The following is a 20,377-nucleotide window of genomic DNA, read 5'->3' as shown; positions in this document are numbered from 1 at the left end:
CCAGAAGGCAAGGTCAAACTGATGAATATGCACACACAACCGCAGCGGACACCCGCCGAAACCGCGTTGATCGACGCGTTCGGTGACCGGCTGTCGCTGCTGCCGGGCGATGGCGCTGTCATGCTGAAGCGCGACGACGCGATCGAGGCGATCAAGCACGGCCTGCCGACGCGGCGCATCGAATCCTGGCACTATACGGACCTGCGCCGGCTGTTGAACGTGGTGCCGGACTTTGATCCGTCCGCCGTCGCCAAGGCCGTAGCACCGATCGTCGAAGGTTCTGCCGTTCTGCCGATCCTGAACGGCAAATCCGACGCGAAGACGCCGGCTGTTGACGGCGTCACCGTCCAGCGCCTGTCGGAAAAGCTGACCGACGGCAGCATCGCGCCGGGGCTCGATCCCTATGGCAGCGACGATGCGATCGGCGCGCTGAACACCGCTTTCGTCGCCGATGGCTACTTTGTCGACATCGCCGATGGCACCGAGCTGGATAAGCCCCTCGAACTGCAGAACCTGCAAGCCGGCGGCCAGACCCATGTGCGCCTGCCGGTGCGCGTTGGCGCCGGAGCCAAGGCTGTTATTGTCGAGCGCCAGACCGGGGAAGGTGCTGCTCTGGTCAGTTCGGTCAGCCAGCTCGTGCTAGGCGAGGGCGCCGAGGTGACGTGGCTGATCGTGCAGGAACAGCCGGAAACGGCGACGTATCTGGCGCAGTTCAAGGCCGATATCGGCAAGAACGCCAAACTGACGCTTTTTGTCATGAACGCTGGCGGCAAGCTCGTGCGCCAGGAGATCATGATCAGGACGACAGGCGAAGGCGGTGATTTCAAACTGCGCGGCATCAACCTTCTGGCCGGCGACACCCACACCGATGTGACCATGGTGCTCGACCATGCCGTGCCGCACACGACGTCGACGGAAGTCATACGCAATGTGGTGACAGGCAAGGCGCGCGGCGTTTTCCAGGGCCGTATCAACGTTCATCAGTATGCGCAGAAGACCAACGCCAAGATGGCCTGCAACACGCTGCTGCTGTCGGATGATGGTGAGTTCTCGACCAAGCCTGAGCTCGAAATCTTTGCTGACGACGTGGTCTGCGGCCATGGCGCGACGGTCACCGAGATCGACCACGACCATCTTTTCTACCTGATGGCGCGCGGCGTCGATGAGAAGTCGGCCCGAGGCCTGCTGGTCAAGGCCTTCGTCGCCGAGGTGATCGAGGAGCTGGACGACGAGGTCATAGTCGAGGCGCTGGAAGCGAAGCTCGACGAATGGTTTGTGACGCATGGGTGAGGAGCGGTCGGCGTAGCCGGCAAAAAGCCAACGATTTGGCTTTTTGAGCGACGAACGCCCGGAGCCATAGCGGAGGGCCGGCAGACGCTGAACCGGGCATTGAAAGACAGATGATGGACCAGAAAGTCGAAAACATCCCCTACGACGTCGAGGCGATCCGCCGCGACTTCCCGATCCTGTCGCGCGAAGTCTACGGCAAGCCACTGGTCTATCTCGACAATGGCGCCTCGGCGCAGAAGCCGCAGGTGGTGCTCGATACCATCCAGCACGCCTACAGCCAGGAATACGCCAACGTTCATCGCGGCCTGCATTTCCTTTCGAATGCCGCGACCGACGCTTATGAGAAGGCCCGTGAAACGGTGCGCCGCTTCCTCAATGCGCCGAGCACCGACAACATCATCTTCACCTCGAACACGACGGCGGCGATCAACACGGTTGCCTATGGCTATGGCATGCCCAATATCGGCGAGGGCGATGAGATCGTGCTGTCGATCATGGAACACCACTCCAACATCGTGCCCTGGCATTTCATCCGCGAGCGTCAGGGCGCCAAGCTGGTCTGGGTGCCGGTCGACGATCTCGGCGTCTTCCACATCGAGGAATTCGAGAAGCGGCTGACCGACCGCACCAAGCTCGTCGCCATCACGCAGATGTCGAATGCGCTGGGCACGGTGACGCCGATCAAGGAGATCGTGCGCATCGCGCATGCCCGCGGCATTCCGGTGCTGGTCGACGGCAGCCAGAGCGCCGTGCATATGCCGATCGACGTCCAGGACCTCGACTGCGATTTCTTCGTCTTTACCGGCCACAAGGTCTACGGTCCCTCGGGCATCGGCGTGCTCTACGGCAAGAAGGACATTCTCGCCGGTATGCGTCCGTTCATGGGCGGCGGCGAGATGATCGAAGAGGTGACGGAAGACATCGTCACCTACAACGAGCCGCCGCATCGCTTCGAGGCCGGCACGCCGCCGATCGTCCAGGCGATTGGACTGGGCGCGGCGCTCGACTATATGGAAAAGATCGGCCGCGAGCGCATCGCGGCGCATGAGGAAGACCTCAAGACCTATGCGCATGAGCGGCTGCGCGCCATCAACTCGCTGCGTATCTTTGGCGATGCGCCTGGCAAGGGCGCCATCATCTCGTTCGAACTGCAAGGCATTCATGCCCATGACGTGTCGATGGTGATAGACAGGCAAGGTGTCGCTGTGCGGGCGGGCACCCATTGTGCCCAGCCGCTGTTGAAACGCTTTGGCGTAACCTCCACATGCAGGGCATCGTTCGGCATGTATAATACCAGGGCCGAAGTCGACGCTTTGGCCGAGGCGCTTGAAAAAGCGCGCAAATTCTTCGGGTGAAGATTTCTTTGGATGACGACCATGGATGATGCAAGCATTGCCACTGAGACCGCTCCGGAAACAGCGCCCAACGCGCTGGTGTCGGGATCAGCCATTCCAGCCGACGAACTGGCACGGCTGACCGACGACATCGTCTCGGCGCTGAAGACCGTCTACGACCCGGAAATCCCGGCCGACATCTACGAGCTTGGCCTCATCTACAAGATCGACATCGAGGACAACCGCTCGGTCAAGATCGACATGACGCTGACAGCCCCAGGCTGCCCGGTAGCCGGCGAAATGCCCGGCTGGGTGGAAAATGCCGTCGGCGCCGTCGAAGGCGTGTCCGGCGTCGAGGTCAACATGACCTTCGATCCACCGTGGTCGGCCGACCGCATGTCGGAAGAGGCACAGGTGGCGGTGGGTTGGTACTGATGCATGTCGCCCAAAAGTGACCTCGGTTTTGGGACACCGACATGCATAAAGCAAAAGACTAAAGCGGGTCACGCATTAGGCAAGCAGAGGTTGGCGCACTTGCGCCAGTGGTAAAACTTCACCATTTTAGGTGAGGAATCATTCGGCAGGCCTTGAACCTGTATGGAATGGAGAAGGAAAGAGAATGGGACGCTTTGCCGTCATCACGATGACCGAAAAGGCCGCCGACCGGGTGCGCGAGATCGTTGCCACGCGTGACAACGCGCATGGCATCCGCCTTGGCATCAAGAAGGGCGGCTGTGCCGGCATGGAATACACGGTCGACCTGGTGATCGAGCCCAACACCAAGGACGACCATATCGAGCGCGACGGCGCCCATGTCTATGTCGCGCCGGAAGCAGCCCTTTTCCTGTTTGGAACCGAGATGGATTTCGAGCAGACGACGCTGCGCACCGGCTTCACCTTCCACAACCCGAACCAGAGTTCGGCCTGCGGCTGCGGCGAATCCGTCGAACTGAAGCCCGCCGATCTCAAGGCACTGGCAGAGGCACGCGCCTCGGCCTGATCTTCCTTCGCCCCGTTTACGGGGAGGTGAGGAATGGTCCGCGCGGCGGGCGAAAAGCCAATTGCTTGGCTTTTCGAATGACGAACGGCCCGAAGGGCCGGATGAGGGGCAGCGCCAGCCTCTCAAATGTCAGCGCAGCCCCTCATCTGCCTGCGACGGAAGAACACTATTCCACCCACATTCCCGTCCGCTTGTGCCAGTCCGCGATCGATTCTTCAGGATAGACATCAAACGTCTTGTCACCCTTGCCGATATCGGGCTCGACCCAGTTCGCCTTGTATTTCAGCATCAGATGTACTTTTTCAGGCGGTTTCGGCAGGTCGCTGTCGATCGCAGAGGCGAAGGGATGCACCAGCTCCGGCCAGGTCGGGTCGTAAAGCCAGAGCGCCGAGCCGCATTTGCGGCAGAAATTCCGCTCGCCGGTCGAGACCTCGCAATAGGGATGCTCGTCGTCCTCGATCTCGGCTCGAAAGACGCCGAGGCTACGCTTGCCCCTGATGTTCAGCGTTTCGTAGTCGGCGCCGAGATTGATGGCGAAGCCACCGCCGCCCTGCTGCTTGCGGCAGATCGAGCAGTAGCAGAGCATGAACGGCACCGGCGTGTGGCTTTCCACCTCGAAACGCACGGCGTTACAGCGACAGGACCCCTTAAGCAGAAGCGGCATGTTGGGAAGCTCCGATGTTTTTCTCTCAACCCGTCAGCATGGCTTTGGTTGCGGCGATGACAAGTCCTGGGCGCGATGACATGATCGCGGCATGGACAATGAACGCATCGCCGAACTGTTCGCCGGCCTCGGCCCGGTCAGCATCCGCAGACTGTTCGGCGGCAAGGGCATCTATTTCGACGGCGTCATCGTCGCCATCGTGCTGCGCGGCGAATTGCTGCTCAAGGCCGACGAGCACAGCATACCCGACTTCGAAGCCGCCGGTTGCCAGCAATGGACCTATACCGGCACGCGCCACGGCAAACTGGTCGCCATGCCTTACTGGAGTGTTCCGGATGACGCGTTTGATGATCCAGATGAGATGGCGGTCTGGGCGCAGCGGGCCTATGAGGCGGGGCGAAGGGTGGGGAAGTGATTTGATCCGTTGTTGACGGCCACGAAGGGCACGTCGAGGCCGCCCCCTCATCCGGCCGCTTCGCGGCCACCTTCTCCCCGCTGGGGAGAAGAGACAGGCATCGGCGCCGGCGCGCTCCTCTCCCCCCTCGGGGAGAGGTCGGATTGCCCCGAATTGCTCCAGGTAATTCGGTGTTGGCAATCCGGGTGAGGGGGCCCTGGCCGCGCAGCCCCTAAAGCGCCTTCGCAATCTCCGCCGCCAGCCGAGCATTGTTCTCCACCAGCGCGATGTTTGTCTTCAGGCTGCGGCCACCGGTCAATTCCAGGATTTTTCCCAGCAGAAACGGCGTCACCGCCTTGCCGGTCACATTGAGCGCCTCGGCTGCCTTCTGCGCGGCCGCGATATAGCCGGCCATCTCTTCGGCCGGGATTTCGTGGTTTTCCGGCACCGGATTGGCAACCAGCACGCCGCCGCCGAGCCCCAGCGCAGCCCTGGTCTGGTAGAAATGCGCGATGTCTTCCGGCGTGTGCAGGGTCAGCGGTGCGCGGAACGGCGACTGCCGCGACCAGAAGGCCGGCATCGTCTCGCAGCCATGGCCGATCACCGGCACGCCGCGGGTTTCCAGCACCTCCAGCGTTTTTTCGATATCAAGAATGGCCTTGGCGCCGGCCGAGACGACGATGACCGGCGTGCGCGCAAGTTCATCGAGGTCGGCGGAGATATCAAAACTCTTTTCCGCGCCCTTGTGGACGCCGCCAATGCCACCGGTCGCGAACACTTTTATGCCGACCATATGCGCCGCGATCATCGTGGCGGCGACCGTGGTGCCGCCGGTGCGGCCTTGCGCCACGGCGAAGCCGAGATCAGCGCGCGACAGCTTCATCGCGTCACCCGTCATGGCGAGCGATTCGCGCTCTCCGTCGGAAAGGCCGATCTTGATGCGGCCGCCAACCACGGCGATCGTCGCCGGCACGGCACCGCCGTCGCCGATGATCTTTTCGACATTGGCCGCCATGGCGCCATTGTCGGGGTAGGGCATGCCATGGGTGATGATGGTGCTTTCCAGCGCCACCACCGGTCGTCCCGCGGCCAGGGCTTGCGCTACCGGCGCGTGGATGTCGATGAAGGGGCGGGCGGTCTCTGGCGTCATCTGGATCTCCAACGCGCGTTGCGACGCATCCATCGGGAGGCTCGGCAACATCGCGGCATTATGAATTCGCCGGTCTCATGCCACTTCCCGAGCCTCCGGCACAAGGGCCAGCGCTTCAGCGAAGCGCGCCGCGGTGAAATCGGGGACAGCGCTGGCGCTTTCGATGGCCAACGTCGCCGCGGCAACGCCTTCGCGCAAGGCCTCGCGCAGCGGTACGTCTCGCAGCAGGGCTGCGACCGTCGCTCCCGCCAGTGCGTCGCCGGCGCCGGTGACGTCGGCAATTTTTCTGGGGGCAGGCGGCATGACCGAGAAGGCGCCAGATGCATCGAAGCCCAACACCGGCGCGCCGCCCGCCGTCACCAGGCCGCATTTCAGGCCGCTGCACCTCAAGCCGTCGACCATCTCGCGTGGCGTGGCATTCGCGTGGACGCCGGCCAGCGCCATTGCTTCTCGCCAGTTCATGAAGACCAGCGCCAGCGCCCCGAGCACCGGTATCAGCCGCACCACCTTGGCCGGCGAAATCGCAATGGCGTATACGGGCTTGCCAGCGGCAAGCCCGACCAGCCGCTCCAGCGCCGAGGTCGGCAGATTGGCGTCGCACAGGATGGCATCGGCATCGGCGATCGCCTCGCGGACCTTGGACCGCCTGAGTTGTTTGGGAAACGCCAGGTCGTAGAGCGCCATGTCGGCAAAGCCGGTGATGAGTTCGCCCTCGCTGTCGATCAGCGCGGTGTAGCTCGGCGTCGTGCGGTCGAGGAACACCGCCGACAGATCGGCAATGCCGGCCTCGGCGATGGCGCGCGAAACCGTCTCGGCCGAGGCGTCGCCGCCGCGCATCGACATCAGCGAGCCCGAGACGCCTCGCCGCACCGTGCTGCGCAGCGCATTGAAGACGCCGCCGCCGACATCCTCGCGCATCGTGCCGGGATTGGAGGCAGCCGGCACGTAAGCACCGGACACCTGGCCACGCCGGTCGATATGAGCGCCGCCCACGGCCAGTATTTTTGCGGATTTCACCATGCCGGCGATATGACCTTTGTTATTCCCATCGCACAAGCGCTAGGGTCTGCGACGGAGCTTCGCATGCAGGGGAGGCGATTCGGCGGATCGAAACAGCCAAGCCCTCTGGCCCAACGCAAAGGGGCATCCTGCTCGATGTCCTGGTACGAAAAAAGAACAAATCGGGATATTACTTGTTTTTCAATTGGTTGGTGCCTCTTGCCAAATGAGAACAAAAAAGGTACAAAATGGCAGGGATTACGAATTGTCCGGCCTTCATTGACGACCAAGGGGTGATGTATCATGGCTCAGAATTCTTTGCGGCTTGTAGAGGACAAGGCAGTGGACAAATCAAAGGCTCTGGATGCGGCTCTGTCGCAAATCGAGCGGGCTTTCGGCAAGGGCTCGATCATGCGGCTCGGCGCCAACGAGCAGGTCGTCGAGATTGAAACGGTGCCGACCGGCTCGCTTGGCCTCGACATCGCGCTTGGCGTCGGTGGCCTGCCGCGCGGACGCATCGTCGAAATCTATGGGCCGGAAAGCTCCGGCAAGACGACACTGGCCCTGCACACCGTGGCGGAAGCCCAGAAGAAGGGCGGCATCTGCGCCTTCGTCGATGCCGAACACGCGCTTGATCCGGTCTATGCCCGCAAGCTTGGCGTCGACCTTGAAAACCTGCTGATCTCGCAGCCCGACACCGGCGAACAGGCGCTGGAAATCTGCGATACGCTGGTGCGCTCCGGCGCCATCGACGTGCTGGTGGTCGATTCGGTCGCGGCACTGACGCCGCGCGCCGAAATCGAGGGCGAGATGGGCGATTCGTTGCCTGGTCTTCAGGCTCGCCTGATGAGCCAGGCGCTGCGCAAGCTGACCGCCTCGATCTCGCGCTCCAACACCATGGTCATCTTCATCAACCAGATCCGCATGAAGATCGGCGTCATGTTCGGCTCGCCCGAAACCACGACGGGCGGCAATGCGCTGAAATTCTACGCTTCGGTTCGCCTCGACATCCGCCGCATCGGCTCGGTCAAGGACCGCGACGAGGTCGTCGGCAACCAGACCCGCGTCAAGGTGGTCAAGAACAAGCTGGCGCCGCCCTTCAAGGTTGTCGAGTTCGACATCATGTATGGAGAGGGCGTGTCCAAGACCGGCGAACTGGTCGATCTCGGGGTCAAGGCCGGCGTGGTCGAGAAGTCGGGCGCCTGGTTCTCCTACAATTCGCAGCGTCTCGGCCAGGGTCGCGAGAATGCAAAACTGTTCCTGCGCGACAATCCCGATACGGCACGCGAAATCGAACTGGCGCTCAGGCAGAATGCCGGTCTGATCGCCGAGAAATTTCTCGAAAATGGCGGCCCTGAGCGCGGTGAAAGCGACGATGGCTTCGAGGAAGAATCCGGCGCAATGTAAGGAAATGGCCAGAGTTCGGCCATAAATCCAGTCTATCGCCCGACGCTTAAGTAACTGAGTTCCGTAGTATCGCGTTTCAAGCCGCCGGCCTTCGAGCCGGCGGTTTTTTGTTTTTGGGGGACCGCAAGGCTGCTGAAGCGCGTCGCGTCGAAACGGATTCACACGACGCGCTTCAAGTCTTTGTTCTCATGCATGTCGTTCTCCCAAAACCAAGGTCACTGTTGGGCGACATGCATTGGATTGGCCCAATTCCGTGTTTCTGGACAGGGTGAAGCATGGCCGCTAAAAGGCCAAGTCTATCTCTGGAAAAGCAGAACCCAGTTCCGCCGGTTAGCCGGCGGTTTTCTTCGAAAAGGCAGCACTCATGAGTGGCGTGAACGAGATCCGGTCGACCTTTCTCGACTATTTCCGCAAGGAGGGCCACGAGGTCGTGGCCTCGAGCCCGCTGGTGCCGCGCAATGACCCGACGCTGATGTTCACCAATGCCGGCATGGTGCAGTTCAAGAACGTCTTCACCGGCCTGGAGAAGCGGTCCTATTCACGTGCCACAACTGCCCAGAAAAGCGTTCGCGCCGGCGGCAAGCACAACGACCTCGACAATGTCGGCTACACCGCGCGCCACCTGACCTTCTTCGAGATGCTCGGCAATTTCTCGTTCGGCGATTACTTCAAGGAGCGCGCCATCGAGCTTGCCTGGAACCTGATCACCAAGGAGTTCGGGCTGAAGAAGGACAAGCTGCTGGTCACCGTCTATCACACCGACGACGAGGCGGCCGGCTTCTGGAAGAAAATCGCCGGTTTCTCTGACGACCGCATCATTCGCATCGCGACATCGGACAATTTCTGGGCGATGGGCGACACCGGTCCTTGCGGACCCTGCTCTGAGATCTTCATCGACCGTGGCGAGCACATTTGGGGTGGGCCTCCCGGCAGCCCGGAAGAGGATGGCGACCGCTTCCTCGAATTCTGGAACCTGGTGTTCATGCAGTATGAACAGGTGACGAAGGAAGAGCGCGTCGACCTGCCGCGCCCGTCCATCGACACCGGCATGGGCCTGGAGCGCATGGCGTCCATCCTGCAGGGGGTGGAAAGCGTCTTCGAAACCGATCTGTTCCGCCACCTGATCGATGCCGCGTCCTCCGCGCTCGGGCGCGCTCCGGATGCGGACACTGTGGCGTCCTACCGCGTCATGGCGGATCACCTGCGTTCATCTTCTTTCCTGGTCGCCGACGGTGTCTTGCCGTCGAACGAAGGCCGCGGCTACGTGCTGCGCCGCATCATGCGCCGCGCCATGCGCCACGCGCAGTTGCTAGGTGCGAGCGAGCCGCTGATGTGGAAGCTGGTGCCGGCGCTGGTGCGCGAGATGGGCCAGGCCTATCCCGAACTGCTGCGCGGCGAACAGTTGATCACCGAGACGCTGAAGCTTGAGGAGACCAGGTTCCGCAAGACGCTGGTGCGCGGCCTCGGCCTGCTCTCCGAGGCGACGGAAACGCTCAACGCCGGCGACATGCTGGATGGCGAGACGGCCTTCAAGCTCTATGACACCTATGGCTTCCCGCTCGACCTGACGCAGGACGCTCTGCGTCAGCGCAACATCTCGGTCGATCTTGCCGGCTTCACCAATGCGATGGAGCAGCAGAAGGCCGAGGCGCGCAAGCATTGGACGGGGTCCGGCGAGGCCGCTACCGAAACAGTCTGGTTCTCGGTCCGCGAAAAGGCTGGTGCCACCGAGTTCCTCGGTTACGAGACTGAAGCTGCGGAAGGCCTCGTCCAGGCGCTGGTCAAGGACGGCAAGACCGTCGACAGCGCCGGCAAGGGCGACGCGGTCGCTGTCGTCGTCAACCAGACGCCGTTCTATGGCGAATCCGGCGGCCAGATGGGCGACACCGGTGTCATCTCGGGCGAAGGCTTCTCGATCGAGATTTCGGACACGCAAAAGAAGGCCGATGGGCTGTTCGTGCACCTCGGCAAGGTGACGAGCGGCACGGTCAAGACGGGCGCCGCTGTAGAATTGAAGGTCGATCACGCGCGGCGCGCGAGGCTACGTGCCAACCATTCCGCGACGCATCTGATCCATGAGGCGCTGCGCGAGGTGCTGGGCACCCATGTCGCGCAGAAGGGCTCGCTGGTGGCGCCAGAGCGCCTGCGTTTCGACATCTCGCACAACAAACCGATCTCAGCCGAGGATCTCGAAGAGGTCGAGCGCATGGCGAATGAAATCGTCGTGCAGAACAGCCCGGTGACGACGCGCCTGATGTCGGTCGACGATGCCATCGCCGAGGGCGCCATGGCGCTGTTTGGCGAGAAGTATGGCGACGAGGTGCGCGTCGTGTCGATGGGCACGGGGCTGCATGGCGCCAAGGCAAACCGGCCCTATTCGGTTGAGCTCTGCGGCGGCACCCATGTCAGGGCAACTGGCGATATCGGCCTGGTACGTGTCGTCTCTGACAGCGCGGTCGCCGCCGGCGTGCGCCGCATCGAGGCGCTGACCGGCGAAGCCGCACGAAAATATCTCGATGAGCAGGACAGGCGTCTGAAAGCGACGGCAGCCGTGCTGAAGATCTCGCCCGCCGACGTACCGGCGCGTGTCGAGACGCTGCTCGAGGAGCGCAAGAAGCTCGAGAAGGAATTGACCGAAGCGCGCAAGAAGCTTGCGCTTGGCGGCGGTGCCGCTGCCGGCGCACCAGCCGAGAACGAGATCGTCGCCGGTGTCGGTTTCCTCGGCAAGGCAGTATCGGGCGTCTCGCCGAAGGATCTGAAGCCGCTGGCCGATGCCGGCAAGACCTCGCTCGGCTCGGGCGTTGTCGTCTTCGTCGGCGCTGGCGAAGACAACAAGGCAAGTGTCGTTGTCGCTGTCACCGACGACCTCGTCGGCCGCTTCAGCGCGGTCGATCTGGTGCGCGTGGCGTCGGCCGCGTTGGGCGGGCAGGGCGGTGGCGGAAGGCCTGACATGGCGCAGGCCGGTGGCCCGGATGCCTCGAAGGCCAATGATGCGATCGCCGCGGTTAAGGCCGCGCTGGAGGCAGCCTGAAAGTCACCGCATGCCTAAAAGTGTGCTCGTCCTTGGCGGCTATGGGCTGATCGGCGAAGCCGTCGTCGGGCGCCTGGTTCGCGACGGCCATCAGGTGATCGGCCTCGGCCGCGATATCAGAGATGCCAGGCGGCGCTGGCCGGCGGTGGGCTGGATCGCGGCTGACATGGCGCAACTGTTGACCGCTGAAGACTGGCTGCCGATGGTCGCGGGCATGGACGCGGTGGTCAATGCGGCGGGCGCCTTGCAGGACGGCCCGCGCGACCGCCTCGACGCCATCCACCGGGGCTCGGTAGTGGCGTTGGTCTCAGCCTGCGAACAGGCCGGTATCGGCCGTTTGGTGCAGATCTCCGCCATCGGCGCCGATCTCGCCTCGACAAATGTCTTTTTCAGCACCAAGGCGCAAGGCGACAAGGCAGTCGCCCGCTCTTCGTTGGAGTGGACGATCTTACGGCCGGGCCTGGTGATCGCGCATGCTGCCTATGGCGGGACAGCACTTGTGCGCGCTTGCGGCATTCCCCGGCTTTATCCCTGCCGTCATGGCACCCCAGCCGATCCAGACCGTGGCGGTCACTGACGTTGCAGAAGCCGTGTCACGCGCGATCGCCGGATCCCTGCCACCCCGCACTGCGGTCGATCTCGTCGAAGCCGATGCCCACTCGCTCGGCGATGTCCTGGTTGCCTTCCGCGCATGGCTTGGCCTGCCCCAGGCCAAGGTGGTGCCAATGCCGGCCCTTCTCGGCCGGATCGCGGCAGTTGCTGCCGATGGCCTTGGCTTGCTTGGCTGGCGATCGCCTCTGCGCAGCGCCGCCCTTGCCGCGCTGGCGCGGGGCGTCACTGGCAACCCCACACCTTGGAGCGAAATCTCCGACCATCCGCTGCAGCCGCTGGAGGCAACGCTGGCCGCCATGCCCGCCAATGTCCAGGAGCGATGGTTCGCGCGCCTCTGGCTGGCAAAGCCGGTCGTCTTCGGCTGTCTATCGCTGTTCTGGCTTGCGTCGGGCATCATTGCGCTTATCCGGCAAGATGAGGCCGCCGACATCCTCGTCTTGCGCGGCGTGTCGGTGAATTTCGCCCATTTGTCAGTTCTGGCCGGCAGCGCCGCGGACATACTTGTCGGCGCGACGGTCCTGGTGCGGCCCTTGGCCAGGCCGGCGCTGCTGGCGATGATTGCGATCACGCTGTTCTATCTGGCCGCGTCGACGCTTCTTGCTCCCGAGCTGTGGCTCGCGCCGCTGGGGCCACTGGTCAAGACAATCCCCATGCTTTGCCTGGTGCTGGTGGCGCTGGCCGTGCTTGACGAGCGATGAGCCTCTGGGCCGACCTCCTGCGCTGGGCGCACATCATCGGGGCCACGGTTCTGTTCGGCACGGGCGCCGGCATCGCCTTCTTCATGCTGATGGCGCAACGCACCGGGCGCGCCGAACTCGTTGCCCATGTCGCCGGTACGGTCGTCATCGCCGACGCGATCTTCACGGCAACAGCCGTCATCGTCCAGCCGATCACCGGGGTGCTGTTGGCGCGGGCAGTGGGCTGGCCGCTCTCCGAAGGCTGGATCGTGCTGTCCTTGCTGCTCTATGTCGTAACCGGCCTGTTCTGGTTGCCGGTGGTCTGGATTCAAATTCGGATCCGCAACCTGGCGCGGCAGGCGGCCCTCGAGAACGCGCCGCTGCCCACTGAGGAGAAGCGCCTGTTTCGCATCTGGTTTGCGTGCGGTTTTCCAGCCTTTGGCGCGGTGCTTGCGATCCTCTGGCTGATGGTGACCCGGCCGGAAATCAGTTTCTAATGCGCGCCTGCCGCCTGGATGTTTCGAAGGCTGGTCTGGAGAAAGATATGCCGACACTGACCATGTATCAGGCCGACGCTTTTGCCGATCGGATTTTTCAGGGCAACCCGGCGGCCGTCCTCATTCTGGAGGACTGGCTGCCGGACGAGGTCATGCAGGCCGTTGCCAACGAGAACAATCTGGCTGAAACCGCCTTCGCACGACCGAACGGCACGGGTTGGGACCTGCGCTGGTTCACGCCTGTGCATGAGGCCGATTTCTGCGGCCACGCGACGCTTGCCACGGCACACGTGCTGGCAGAAGCCTACAAGGTGTCGAGCGACATGGCCTTCGCGACGCGGGTCGGCGAGATCAGGGTTTCGCAACATGACGGCGCCTATCGGCTTGACCTGCCATGCTTCCCGCCACAGCCGCTCGATGTCGAATTGACGCGCACGCTTCAGGACAGCGTGTCGGCCCGGGCGGTCGCGTGCTTTCGCAATTTCGAGAACCTGTTCGTCGAGCTTGCCGATGAAGCGGCCGTGCGATCCTTCGTTCCGGACCTGTTCAGGATCGCGGCCTTCGACCCGCTCGGTGTCGTTGTCACCGCGCGCGGCGGCGGCCACGATTTCGTATCGCGCTACTTTGCTCCGGCAGCGGGCATTCCCGAGGATCCGGTGACCGGTTCGATCCATGCGACACTGGTGCCGTACTGGTCGGAGAAACTGGGCGAGACCAGGCTTTCGGCGTTCCAGTGCTCGCAACGCGGCGGCCATTTGCTGTGCGAACTTGCCGATGACCGCGTGCTGATCAGCGGCCGCGCCAAAACCTTCATGAAGGCCGAGATCTACCTTCCCGATTGATGCGCTAGTCAGCCTTCTCGGTGCGAGCAAAGCTCGGACGAGCAGCGATGCGCTTGTACCAGCCCTGGATTTCGGGGAACACGGCCAGCAGCTTCTGGCCTTCGGCGGCCTTGACGAAATAGCCGACGATCGGAGCCGCATGCAGGTCGGCGAGCGTTAACTGGTCGCCCAGCAACCACGCTCCCGGCGCCTTGAGTGAGGTGAGCACCCTGAGCACGGTCTCCGCCTGCCGAAGCCCACCGGCGATCAGGGTCTCATCCGGCTCAGCCTTTTCCAGCCGTTCGACCGCGACGTCCCAGACCATGGCGCGGTAGCCATAGGCGTCGAGCATGCCTGTCATCTGGCCCATCCTGGCGCGGCCGCGTGCGTCGGCAGGCTGCAGCGCCGGACCGTCGAAGGCCTCGTCGACATAGCGCGCGATTGCATTTGTCTCGAAGAGGCGAAAACCATCATGCTCGAAGGCCGGGATACGGCCGAACGGGTGATGCTCCTGATACCAGGCCGGGATGCCGTTGGCGGCAAAGATGTCGAGCGGCACCAGCTCGTAGTCGATGCCTTTCTCCTCCAGCGCCATCCGCGCGATGCGCACGTAAACGCTGTAGTCCGCGCCGTAGAGAGTTGGCCTGTTCAAGTTGTTTCCTCGCCGAGCTGAAGCCAAATACGCAAGTTCCCGACCGATTCGAAGCCGGCTGTACGCGCCGCCCGCAAAGCAGCACCGCGCTCATATCCCACGAGCGGAAGACCGTTGGCGTAGGTAAGGGCGGCATTCGCTGCATCTTGATAGACGGGTTCTGCGTCGTCACCCTTTGCAAAGACATTCGATAGGCCCATCGCCTCCGACGAGCGGTTAACGATGCATCCGGCGTCAAAGCCAGCGGTGGTAGCACGCCCTAGAAATGCAACGTTTGGGTTATCGAGTATCGCCGGTGGGAACCCCCCTCGGTCGTTTGGGTTGTCTGACGCCCATGCATCTTCCCAGGCATGGAGCGCGTCGGGATCACAGATGCGTCGCCATCCGGCAGCCCAGCCGCCGGTCCTTCCGATCGCGCTGTCCGGATCGGCCCATATCCAGCTTGCGTCGAAAAGAACCTTGAACCCGATGTCGGCCAGGTCGAGACGACAAAATCCGTCCTTGACCGCAAAGGGACCGTCGAGCACCGAACTCAAGTGCTTGACTGCTTCGAGCTGAAGCGCGATCGCATCAGGATCCAGCGTTGTCATATTTGAATAGTATGGTGGAGCCGGGGTATCGCTCCACCACAGGAACAAGTTTCGGTGTTCCCTCAACCCGTGAGCCCGAAACACCGCTTCGTAGAGATCGGCGTTGTTTGCCGCACAGATGCGGACCTTGTCTGCCAAGGTCCGCACTTTCATATCAGGCCATCGCCTTCTGCAAATTCTCGTCGATCTTGTCGAGGAAGCCGGTGGTCGACAGCCAGGGCTGGTCGGGACCGATCAAGAGCGACAGGTCCTTGGTCATGAAGCCGGATTCGACCGTCTGGATGCAGACCTTCTCCAGCGTGTCGGCAAAGCGCTTCAATTCAGTGTTGTCGTCGAGCTTGGCGCGGTGTGCGAGGCCACGCGTCCAGGCGAAGATCGAGGCGATCGAATTGGTCGAGGTTTCCTCGCCCTTCTGGTGCTGGCGATAGTGGCGGGTGACGGTGCCGTGCGCAGCTTCGGCTTCCACCGTCTTGCCGTCCGGCGTCATCAGAACCGAGGTCATCAGGCCGAGCGACCCGAAACCTTGCGCCACCGTGTCGGACTGGACGTCGCCGTCATAGTTCTTGCAGGCCCAGACATAGCCGCCCGACCATTTCAGGGCGGAGGCCACCATGTCGTCGATCAGGCGGTGCTCATACCACAGCTTCTTTGCCTTGAATTCAGCCTCGAATTCAGCCTCGTAGACTTCCTGGAAGATGTCCTTGAAGCGGCCGTCATAGGCCTTGAGGATGGTGTTCTTGGTCGACAGGTAGACCGGATAGTTGCGCAGCAGGCCGTAGTTCAGCGAGGCGCGGGCGAATTCACGGATCGAGTCGTCGAGATTGTACATGGCCATGGCGACACCGGCGCCGGGTGCGTCGTACACGTCATGCTCGATGACCTGGCCGTCCTCGCCGACGAACTTGATCGTCAGCTTGCCCTTGCCGGGGAAGCGAAAATCGGTGGCGCGGTACTGGTCGCCGAAGGCGTGACGGCCAACGATGATCGGCTTGGTCCAGCCCGGCACCAAGCGCGGCACGTTCTTCATGATGATCGGCTCGCGGAAGATGGTGCCGCCCAGGATGTTGCGGATGGTGCCGTTCGGCGACTTCCACATCTTCTTCAGCTTGAACTCCTCGACGCGCTGCTCGTCGGGGGTGATCGTCGCGCATTTCACGCCGACGCCGTATTTCTTGATGGCGTTGGCCGAATCGATCGTCACCTGATCGTTGGTGGCGTCGCGGTGCTCGACGCTGAGGTCGTAATATTCGAGCTTGAGGTCGAGATAAGGGTGGATCAGCTTGTCCTTGATGAACTGCCAGATGATGCGGGTCATCTCGTCGCCGTCGAGTTCGACGACCGGGTTCGCCACTTTAATCTTCGCCATACAGGAGCCTCATTCAAGGACAGAGCGCGGGATTCACCCCGCCACAAAAGGGAATTCGCGCTATAGCAAAGCAATCCCACCGGCGCAAACCGCTGCTGGGCCTCCTTACCGCGAATCGGTCTTTTTACCTTTCACGCTTCCACTTCAAGTGGCGCCATGAAATGAAATGCTGTCGTACTCGCCTGAAGGGAGGCGGTTGTTCCCGAGCTCCGGCGAGGGATTCGCCCGTTCCAATCGGACCGTGCTTGCCATAATGTTCAATGGCAGCAGGTGCGACAAGGCTAGGTGACTGAAAAAGGCGTATGTGAAATCCGACGTAGATAGGATCGTATAATTGGTGCGGAGGCCATTCTGCTGGATTTGTTTTGTACCAACCGTTCAGCAGAATGGCTGCGCGCTCATTGGGTGGTATCGGTCGCGGATGAGCGATGCCGTCGTCCCGATCGACAAGAAAGGACGGGTCGAATCCCGCCCCGCGCATCAACTGCTGCGCCTCTTCGGCAATGATCTGGATATGGTCGCCAAGATTTTCGGTCGCAACGTTCAGGATGCCAAATTTTCGGTTGGCTTGATTTCCTGATGCTACCGGTAAATCCAGCACCGCCGAGGTAAAAAACCGACGAAGTCCGCGAATCATTCGGTTCGCGGACTTCGCATTTATCGCCAACACCTAAGCCTAATGTCCTATGCGAAGTTCGGCGTTTGCAAGCAAGCGCCACGCTCGGATGAATTTACGCTACTTGAACGCTGTCGTGGTCGTAAATGTACCGGCGCCTGTCACACGATTGCTCGGCCCGAAAGACGTTGCAGTCGCCGTATTGAGCAGACTTAACGCTGTTGCGCTGCCGGTGAGAGAGCTATTGGTGACGGAAACTACGTTGCCGGCTCCATCGGCTTGCGCCGCAAAATTCGTGTTCCCGTCGACCAGAGTGTCGATTATAGCCACCGCATTTCCAACGCCGGTTCCCTTCACGTTCACGCCGCCGCCGTTCATATTTATCGTAGAGTTTTGGATAATGACCCTCGTTCCCGCCGTGCTGCTGATGGAATTGACACCATTTTGCGTGAAATGTCGGATGTCGCATCGAATGATGTAGACGGCCAGCCCGCTGAGGATGTGCACGCCGTTAAGGCCTGTCCCGACACCTTCAAAGTCGAGCCCCTCCAACACCACTTTGCCGGTGTCTCCAGCATTGACAATAATCCCGTTGGTCCCTGAGACGAGTACACCTGCCTCGATATGATCGGATCGGATCGTGATGGACTTTGTAATTGTCACGGCGCCAAAGCCGCCTGGATCGAGTACGTTGATTTCGCCGCTCACCGCCGTCTTTGAGATCGCGCCGGCAAACGTCTTGCAAGGTGCCGTGCGGCTGCACGGATTGGCGTCGTCACCCACGCCGGAAACCCATGTCCGTGTCGCTTGCGCAGAAGCTGGCGCAATCAGGAAAACTGACGCCAGAAGCAACGCAGCGAGTGAAAGGAAAAACCGTACCACTTTCATTTGCCCCTCCTAAGATTGGCCAACGCCTCGTCGGCCGCTGAAACCCGTGTCGAAATACTTGAGGGATAGATAATGACGGGCGCATGAAAGACGCAGTCCGCCTCCTAAATACCATTCACCGATACACATTGAACCCCAAGCGGTTGGATATTACATCGTTCTAATTGATTTTCCAGTGACGCGGTACGCCATTGTAAAGAAATACGTCTTTCGATCGCAGATAATCTCCGTACCGGGAAATGTCGTCAATACCAACAACGAGTACGGGCTTGTCTATTTGTCGGCAGTTTGGTGCGAGCATCGGAAAAAAAGGCGATGCCCGCACAAACTCTGGAGAGGCAGCCGGCATCGCCTTTGTTTCATGCTGCCGTGGAAACGGCAGGCGCTTACTGCAACGGTATACTCCCGGGACCTGGGAAGCCCGTGATCGGCGTGCCGTCGGTTCCGTTGCCTGAACTCACGTTGTTCTTCAACGACTGGACGGCGCCGCTGCCGGTATTGCTGACCCGGTGACATTGCCGAACACCGTCGATTCACCGAGAAAGGCGATGGCAATGAAGCCAATCTGGATTTTCTCGCAAAACCCAAGGGCGGCAAGAAAAGGTATTTGCCGGCCAGGTCACCGACAACTCTTCAAAAAGCCGTATCGATATGGCAGGACGCGGAGACTTCGTAGCGCAACCATCTGGAACACATGACAGAAACGGACTTTCAGCCCACCGGCCCCGCCATCATCCTCGTAGAACCGCAGCTCGGCGAGAACATCGGCATGGTCGCCCGCGCCATGGCCAATTTCGGCCTGTCCGAACTGCGCCTGGTCAATCCGCGCGACGGCTGGCCGAGCGAGAAGGCCCGCGCCGCCGCCAGCCGTGCCGACCATGTCATTGACGCCGTCAAGGTGTTCGACGACCTGGCTTCGGCGCTTGCCGATTTGAATTTCGTTTTCGCCACCACCGCCAGGCAGCGCGACGGCTTCAAATCCGTACGCGGTCCCGTCGAAGCGGGCAGGGTGCTTCGCGCCCGCCACGGCATGGGTCAGCGCACCGGCATCCTGTTCGGCCGCGAGCGCTTCGGTCTCTACAATGACGAGGTCGGCCTTGCCGACGAGATCGTCACCTTTCCGGTCGATCCCGATTTCTCCTCGCTCAACATCGCTCAGGCCGCGCTGCTGATGTCCTATGAATGGATGAAGTCCGGTCTCGAGGACGAGACCAAGACCAATTTTTCCGGCCCCGATATGAAGCCGGCCAGCAAGGAAGAATTGCACGGCCTGTTCGCCTATCTCGAGGGCGCATTGGAAGCGCGCGGCTATTTCCGGCCGGCCCCGAAGAAGCCGAAGATGGTCGACAATCTGCGCGCCGTGCTGACGCGCGCCGGCTTTGCCGAGCCGGAGCTCAAAGTGCTGCGCGGCATCATTTCCTCGCTCGACAGGTTTTCGCCGGCGATGCCGCGCGGTGATGGTTCGCCGGGCGATGATCCGAGGCGTCTGCCCGCCGCCGCCGCTCGTGCCCGCAAGGCGGATGCGGCTGGCCATGTGCCTGACGCCAACGGCGACGATACTGATACGCCGCCGCTCGGCGGCAAGGGAACCGACAATGACTGAGCGGCCGATCCTGATGTTCGATTCCGGCATTGGTGGGCTAACCGTGCTGCGCGAGGCCCGCGTGCTGATGCCCGACCGCCGCTTTGTCTATGTCGCCGACGATGCAGCCTTCCCCTATGGCGCCTGGGAGGAGCCAGCGCTCAATGCTCATATCCTTGGCCTGTTCGGCGCGCTGCTGGACAAATTCCAGCCGGAGATTTCGGTCATTCCCTGCAACACCGCCTCAACGCTGGTGATTGACGCATTGCGCGAGAAATTTCCCGGCCATCCCTTTGTCGGCACGGTGCCGGCGATCAAGCCGGCGGCCGAGCGTACACGTTCCGGACTGGTTTCAGTGTTGGCGACACCCGGCACGGTCAAGCGTCAATACACGCGCGACCTGATCAGCAAATGGGCGCAGAAATGTCATGTGCGGCTTGTCGGTTCCGACCGGCTGGCACCACTGGCCGAGATCTACATGCGCGAGGGCTTTGTCGACGAGGAGATTGTCCGCGAGGAGATCGCGCCGTGTTTTGTCGAGAAGGACGGTGCCCGCACGGATATCGTTGTGCTGGGCTGTACGCATTATCCGTTCCTGGCCAACCGCATGCGCAAGACCGCCCCTTGGCCCGTCGACTGGATCGATCCGGCCGAAGCCATTGCCCGGCGCGCGATGTCGTTGCTGGCCCCGGTCGATGGACCATTGCCGGTAGGTGAGCCTGACATTGCGATCTTTACCTCAGGCAAAATGGATTTCGCCACCAGCCGGCTGATGCAGGGCTTTGGACTGTCCGTGGGTTAGCAGCT

The 20,377-nt window shown here is 61.9% G+C and carries 21 protein-coding genes; 14 read left to right on the top strand and 7 right to left on the bottom strand.

All coding sequences use genetic code 11. The features are described 5' to 3' along the window. Nucleotides 1-21 precede the first annotated feature (21 nt). The 4 genes from sufD (at nt 22) to sufA (ending at nt 3,624) form a co-directional block, all read left to right on the top strand. Entirely contained in the window at nt 22-1,290 is a 1,269-nt protein-coding gene (gene sufD, locus A3A9_RS0101450; protein ID WP_051370722.1) for a Fe-S cluster assembly protein SufD, read from the top strand. Between the two features lie 113 nt (nt 1,291-1,403). After that, complete coding sequence (locus A3A9_RS0101445) at nt 1,404-2,645, top strand: cysteine desulfurase (RefSeq protein WP_027057204.1); 1,242 nt, start codon at nt 1,404-1,406, stop codon at nt 2,643-2,645. Nucleotides 2,646-2,666: 21 nt separating this feature from the next. After that, complete coding sequence (locus A3A9_RS0101440; RefSeq protein ID WP_027057203.1) at nt 2,667-3,059, top strand: SUF system Fe-S cluster assembly protein; 393 nt, start codon at nt 2,667-2,669, stop codon at nt 3,057-3,059. Between the two features lie 184 nt (nt 3,060-3,243). Next, a complete protein-coding gene (sufA, locus tag A3A9_RS0101435) occupies nt 3,244-3,624 on the top strand; it encodes a Fe-S cluster assembly scaffold SufA (protein ID WP_027057202.1) in 381 nt (126 codons plus the stop codon). A 166-nt stretch (nt 3,625-3,790) separates the two neighbouring features. Here the strand turns inward: sufA and A3A9_RS0101430 are convergent, their stop codons facing one another. After that, entirely contained in the window at nt 3,791-4,288 is a 498-nt protein-coding gene (locus A3A9_RS0101430; protein WP_027057201.1) for a GFA family protein, read from the bottom strand. A gap of 91 nt (nt 4,289-4,379) precedes the next feature. On the opposite strand from A3A9_RS0101430, the gene A3A9_RS0101425 reads away from it, so the two are divergent. After that, complete coding sequence (locus tag A3A9_RS0101425) at nt 4,380-4,703, top strand: TfoX/Sxy family protein (protein WP_027057200.1); 324 nt, start codon at nt 4,380-4,382, stop codon at nt 4,701-4,703. A 211-nt stretch (nt 4,704-4,914) separates the two neighbouring features. On the opposite strand, the gene A3A9_RS0101420 is transcribed toward A3A9_RS0101425, so the two are convergent. Continuing rightward, on the bottom strand, nt 4,915-5,832 hold the full coding sequence (locus A3A9_RS0101420; protein ID WP_027057199.1) for a pseudouridine-5'-phosphate glycosidase: 918 nt from the start codon (nt 5,830-5,832) through the stop codon (nt 4,915-4,917). Between the two features lie 75 nt (nt 5,833-5,907). After that, nucleotides 5,908-6,852 carry a carbohydrate kinase family protein gene (locus tag A3A9_RS0101415; protein ID WP_027057198.1) on the bottom strand — a complete coding sequence of 315 codons (945 nt, stop codon included), beginning with the start codon at nt 6,850-6,852 and terminating at the stop codon, nt 5,908-5,910. A gap of 282 nt (nt 6,853-7,134) precedes the next feature. On the opposite strand from A3A9_RS0101415, the gene recA reads away from it, so the two are divergent. The 6 genes from recA to A3A9_RS0101390 all read left to right on the top strand — a co-directional run bounded on the left by recA (nt 7,135) and on the right by A3A9_RS0101390 (nt 13,897). Continuing rightward, nucleotides 7,135-8,238 carry a recombinase RecA gene (recA, locus tag A3A9_RS0101410; RefSeq protein WP_023669117.1) on the top strand — a complete coding sequence of 368 codons (1,104 nt, stop codon included), beginning with the start codon at nt 7,135-7,137 and terminating at the stop codon, nt 8,236-8,238. A gap of 364 nt (nt 8,239-8,602) precedes the next feature. Beyond that, nucleotides 8,603-11,269, top strand: coding sequence for an alanine--tRNA ligase (gene alaS / locus A3A9_RS0101405; protein ID WP_027057197.1), 2,667 nt, complete (start codon nt 8,603-8,605; stop codon nt 11,267-11,269). 10 nt (nt 11,270-11,279) lie between these two features. After that, the gene (locus tag A3A9_RS45625; RefSeq protein ID WP_245278955.1) at nt 11,280-11,846 is read left to right on the top strand and encodes an NAD(P)H-binding protein; all 567 of its coding nucleotides are present in this window, start codon (nt 11,280-11,282) and stop codon (nt 11,844-11,846) included. Beyond that, nucleotides 11,833-12,579, top strand: a complete 747-nt coding sequence (locus tag A3A9_RS45620) for an SDR family oxidoreductase (protein ID WP_245278954.1) — start codon at nt 11,833-11,835, stop codon at nt 12,577-12,579. Before A3A9_RS45625 ends, A3A9_RS45620 begins: the two co-directional genes overlap by 14 nt. Further along, a complete protein-coding gene (locus A3A9_RS0101395; RefSeq protein ID WP_027057196.1) occupies nt 12,576-13,055 on the top strand; it encodes a DUF2269 family protein in 480 nt (159 codons plus the stop codon). Before A3A9_RS45620 ends, A3A9_RS0101395 begins: the two co-directional genes overlap by 4 nt. Nucleotides 13,056-13,102: 47 nt before the next feature. Beyond that, nucleotides 13,103-13,897: a PhzF family phenazine biosynthesis protein gene (locus tag A3A9_RS0101390; protein WP_027057195.1), complete on the top strand. Its 795-nt coding sequence runs from the start codon at nt 13,103-13,105 to the stop codon at nt 13,895-13,897. A 4-nt stretch (nt 13,898-13,901) separates the two neighbouring features. Here the strand turns inward: A3A9_RS0101390 and A3A9_RS0101385 are convergent, their stop codons facing one another. The 3 genes from A3A9_RS0101385 to A3A9_RS0101375 are packed head-to-tail and all read right to left on the bottom strand — an operon-like array spanning nt 13,902 to nt 16,484. Further along, complete coding sequence (locus A3A9_RS0101385) at nt 13,902-14,528, bottom strand: glutathione S-transferase family protein (RefSeq protein WP_027057194.1); 627 nt, start codon at nt 14,526-14,528, stop codon at nt 13,902-13,904. After that, nucleotides 14,525-15,271 carry a hypothetical protein gene (locus tag A3A9_RS0101380; RefSeq protein ID WP_051370647.1) on the bottom strand — a complete coding sequence of 249 codons (747 nt, stop codon included), beginning with the start codon at nt 15,269-15,271 and terminating at the stop codon, nt 14,525-14,527. The genes A3A9_RS0101385 and A3A9_RS0101380 overlap by 4 nt, the downstream gene beginning before the upstream one ends. A 1-nt stretch (nt 15,272) precedes the next feature. Beyond that, nucleotides 15,273-16,484, bottom strand: coding sequence for an NADP-dependent isocitrate dehydrogenase (locus tag A3A9_RS0101375; protein ID WP_027057192.1), 1,212 nt, complete (start codon nt 16,482-16,484; stop codon nt 15,273-15,275). A 421-nt stretch (nt 16,485-16,905) separates the two neighbouring features. Here A3A9_RS0101375 and A3A9_RS44755 point away from each other — a divergent pair, with 421 nt between their 5' ends. Continuing rightward, nucleotides 16,906-17,064: a hypothetical protein gene (locus tag A3A9_RS44755; RefSeq protein ID WP_161634467.1), complete on the top strand. Its 159-nt coding sequence runs from the start codon at nt 16,906-16,908 to the stop codon at nt 17,062-17,064. Nucleotides 17,065-17,220: 156 nt separating this feature from the next. On the opposite strand, the gene A3A9_RS38040 is transcribed toward A3A9_RS44755, so the two are convergent. Then, entirely contained in the window at nt 17,221-17,988 is a 768-nt protein-coding gene (locus tag A3A9_RS38040; protein ID WP_051370645.1) for a hypothetical protein, read from the bottom strand. 694 nt (nt 17,989-18,682) lie between these two features. Between A3A9_RS38040 and A3A9_RS0101360 the strand changes: the two genes are divergently transcribed. Next, a complete protein-coding gene (locus A3A9_RS0101360) occupies nt 18,683-19,591 on the top strand; it encodes an RNA methyltransferase (RefSeq protein WP_027057191.1) in 909 nt (302 codons plus the stop codon). Next, nucleotides 19,584-20,372 carry a glutamate racemase gene (murI, locus tag A3A9_RS0101355; protein WP_027057190.1) on the top strand — a complete coding sequence of 263 codons (789 nt, stop codon included), beginning with the start codon at nt 19,584-19,586 and terminating at the stop codon, nt 20,370-20,372. Before A3A9_RS0101360 ends, murI begins: the two co-directional genes overlap by 8 nt. Nucleotides 20,373-20,377: the final 5 nt, after the last annotated feature.

This window comes from Mesorhizobium loti CJ3sym, from assembly GCF_000472785.1.
Classification (GTDB): Bacteria; Pseudomonadota; Alphaproteobacteria; order Rhizobiales; family Rhizobiaceae; genus Mesorhizobium; species Mesorhizobium loti_E.
Note: the sequence above shows the minus strand (reverse complement) of the source record. Positions and strands in the feature narration are given on the sequence as shown.

Bases quoted from the DNA above. Each gene is read 5' to 3' on its own strand.
- sufD (WP_051370722.1), top strand. From the start codon at position 22: ATGAATATGCACACACAACCGCAGCGGACACCCGCCGAAACCGCGTTG.
- A3A9_RS0101445 (WP_027057204.1), top strand. From the start codon at position 1,404: ATGGACCAGAAAGTCGAAAACATCCCCTACGACGTCGAGGCGATCCGC.
- A3A9_RS0101440 (WP_027057203.1), top strand. From the start codon at position 2,667: ATGGATGATGCAAGCATTGCCACTGAGACCGCTCCGGAAACAGCGCCC.
- sufA (WP_027057202.1), top strand. From the start codon at position 3,244: ATGGGACGCTTTGCCGTCATCACGATGACCGAAAAGGCCGCCGACCGG.
- A3A9_RS0101430 (WP_027057201.1), bottom strand. From the start codon at position 4,288: ATGCCGCTTCTGCTTAAGGGGTCCTGTCGCTGTAACGCCGTGCGTTTC.
- A3A9_RS0101425 (WP_027057200.1), top strand. From the start codon at position 4,380: ATGGACAATGAACGCATCGCCGAACTGTTCGCCGGCCTCGGCCCGGTC.
- A3A9_RS0101420 (WP_027057199.1), bottom strand. From the start codon at position 5,832: ATGACGCCAGAGACCGCCCGCCCCTTCATCGACATCCACGCGCCGGTA.
- A3A9_RS0101415 (WP_027057198.1), bottom strand. From the start codon at position 6,852: ATGGTGAAATCCGCAAAAATACTGGCCGTGGGCGGCGCTCATATCGAC.
- recA (WP_023669117.1), top strand. From the start codon at position 7,135: ATGGCTCAGAATTCTTTGCGGCTTGTAGAGGACAAGGCAGTGGACAAA.
- alaS (WP_027057197.1), top strand. From the start codon at position 8,603: ATGAGTGGCGTGAACGAGATCCGGTCGACCTTTCTCGACTATTTCCGC.
- A3A9_RS45625 (WP_245278955.1), top strand. From the start codon at position 11,280: ATGCCTAAAAGTGTGCTCGTCCTTGGCGGCTATGGGCTGATCGGCGAA.
- A3A9_RS0101395 (WP_027057196.1), top strand. From the start codon at position 12,576: ATGAGCCTCTGGGCCGACCTCCTGCGCTGGGCGCACATCATCGGGGCC.
- A3A9_RS0101390 (WP_027057195.1), top strand. From the start codon at position 13,103: ATGCCGACACTGACCATGTATCAGGCCGACGCTTTTGCCGATCGGATT.
- A3A9_RS0101380 (WP_051370647.1), bottom strand. From the start codon at position 15,271: ATGAAAGTGCGGACCTTGGCAGACAAGGTCCGCATCTGTGCGGCAAAC.
- A3A9_RS0101375 (WP_027057192.1), bottom strand. From the start codon at position 16,484: ATGGCGAAGATTAAAGTGGCGAACCCGGTCGTCGAACTCGACGGCGAC.
- A3A9_RS44755 (WP_161634467.1), top strand. From the start codon at position 16,906: ATGAGCGATGCCGTCGTCCCGATCGACAAGAAAGGACGGGTCGAATCC.
- A3A9_RS38040 (WP_051370645.1), bottom strand. From the start codon at position 17,988: ATGAAAGTGGTACGGTTTTTCCTTTCACTCGCTGCGTTGCTTCTGGCG.
- A3A9_RS0101360 (WP_027057191.1), top strand. From the start codon at position 18,683: ATGACAGAAACGGACTTTCAGCCCACCGGCCCCGCCATCATCCTCGTA.
- murI (WP_027057190.1), top strand. From the start codon at position 19,584: ATGACTGAGCGGCCGATCCTGATGTTCGATTCCGGCATTGGTGGGCTA.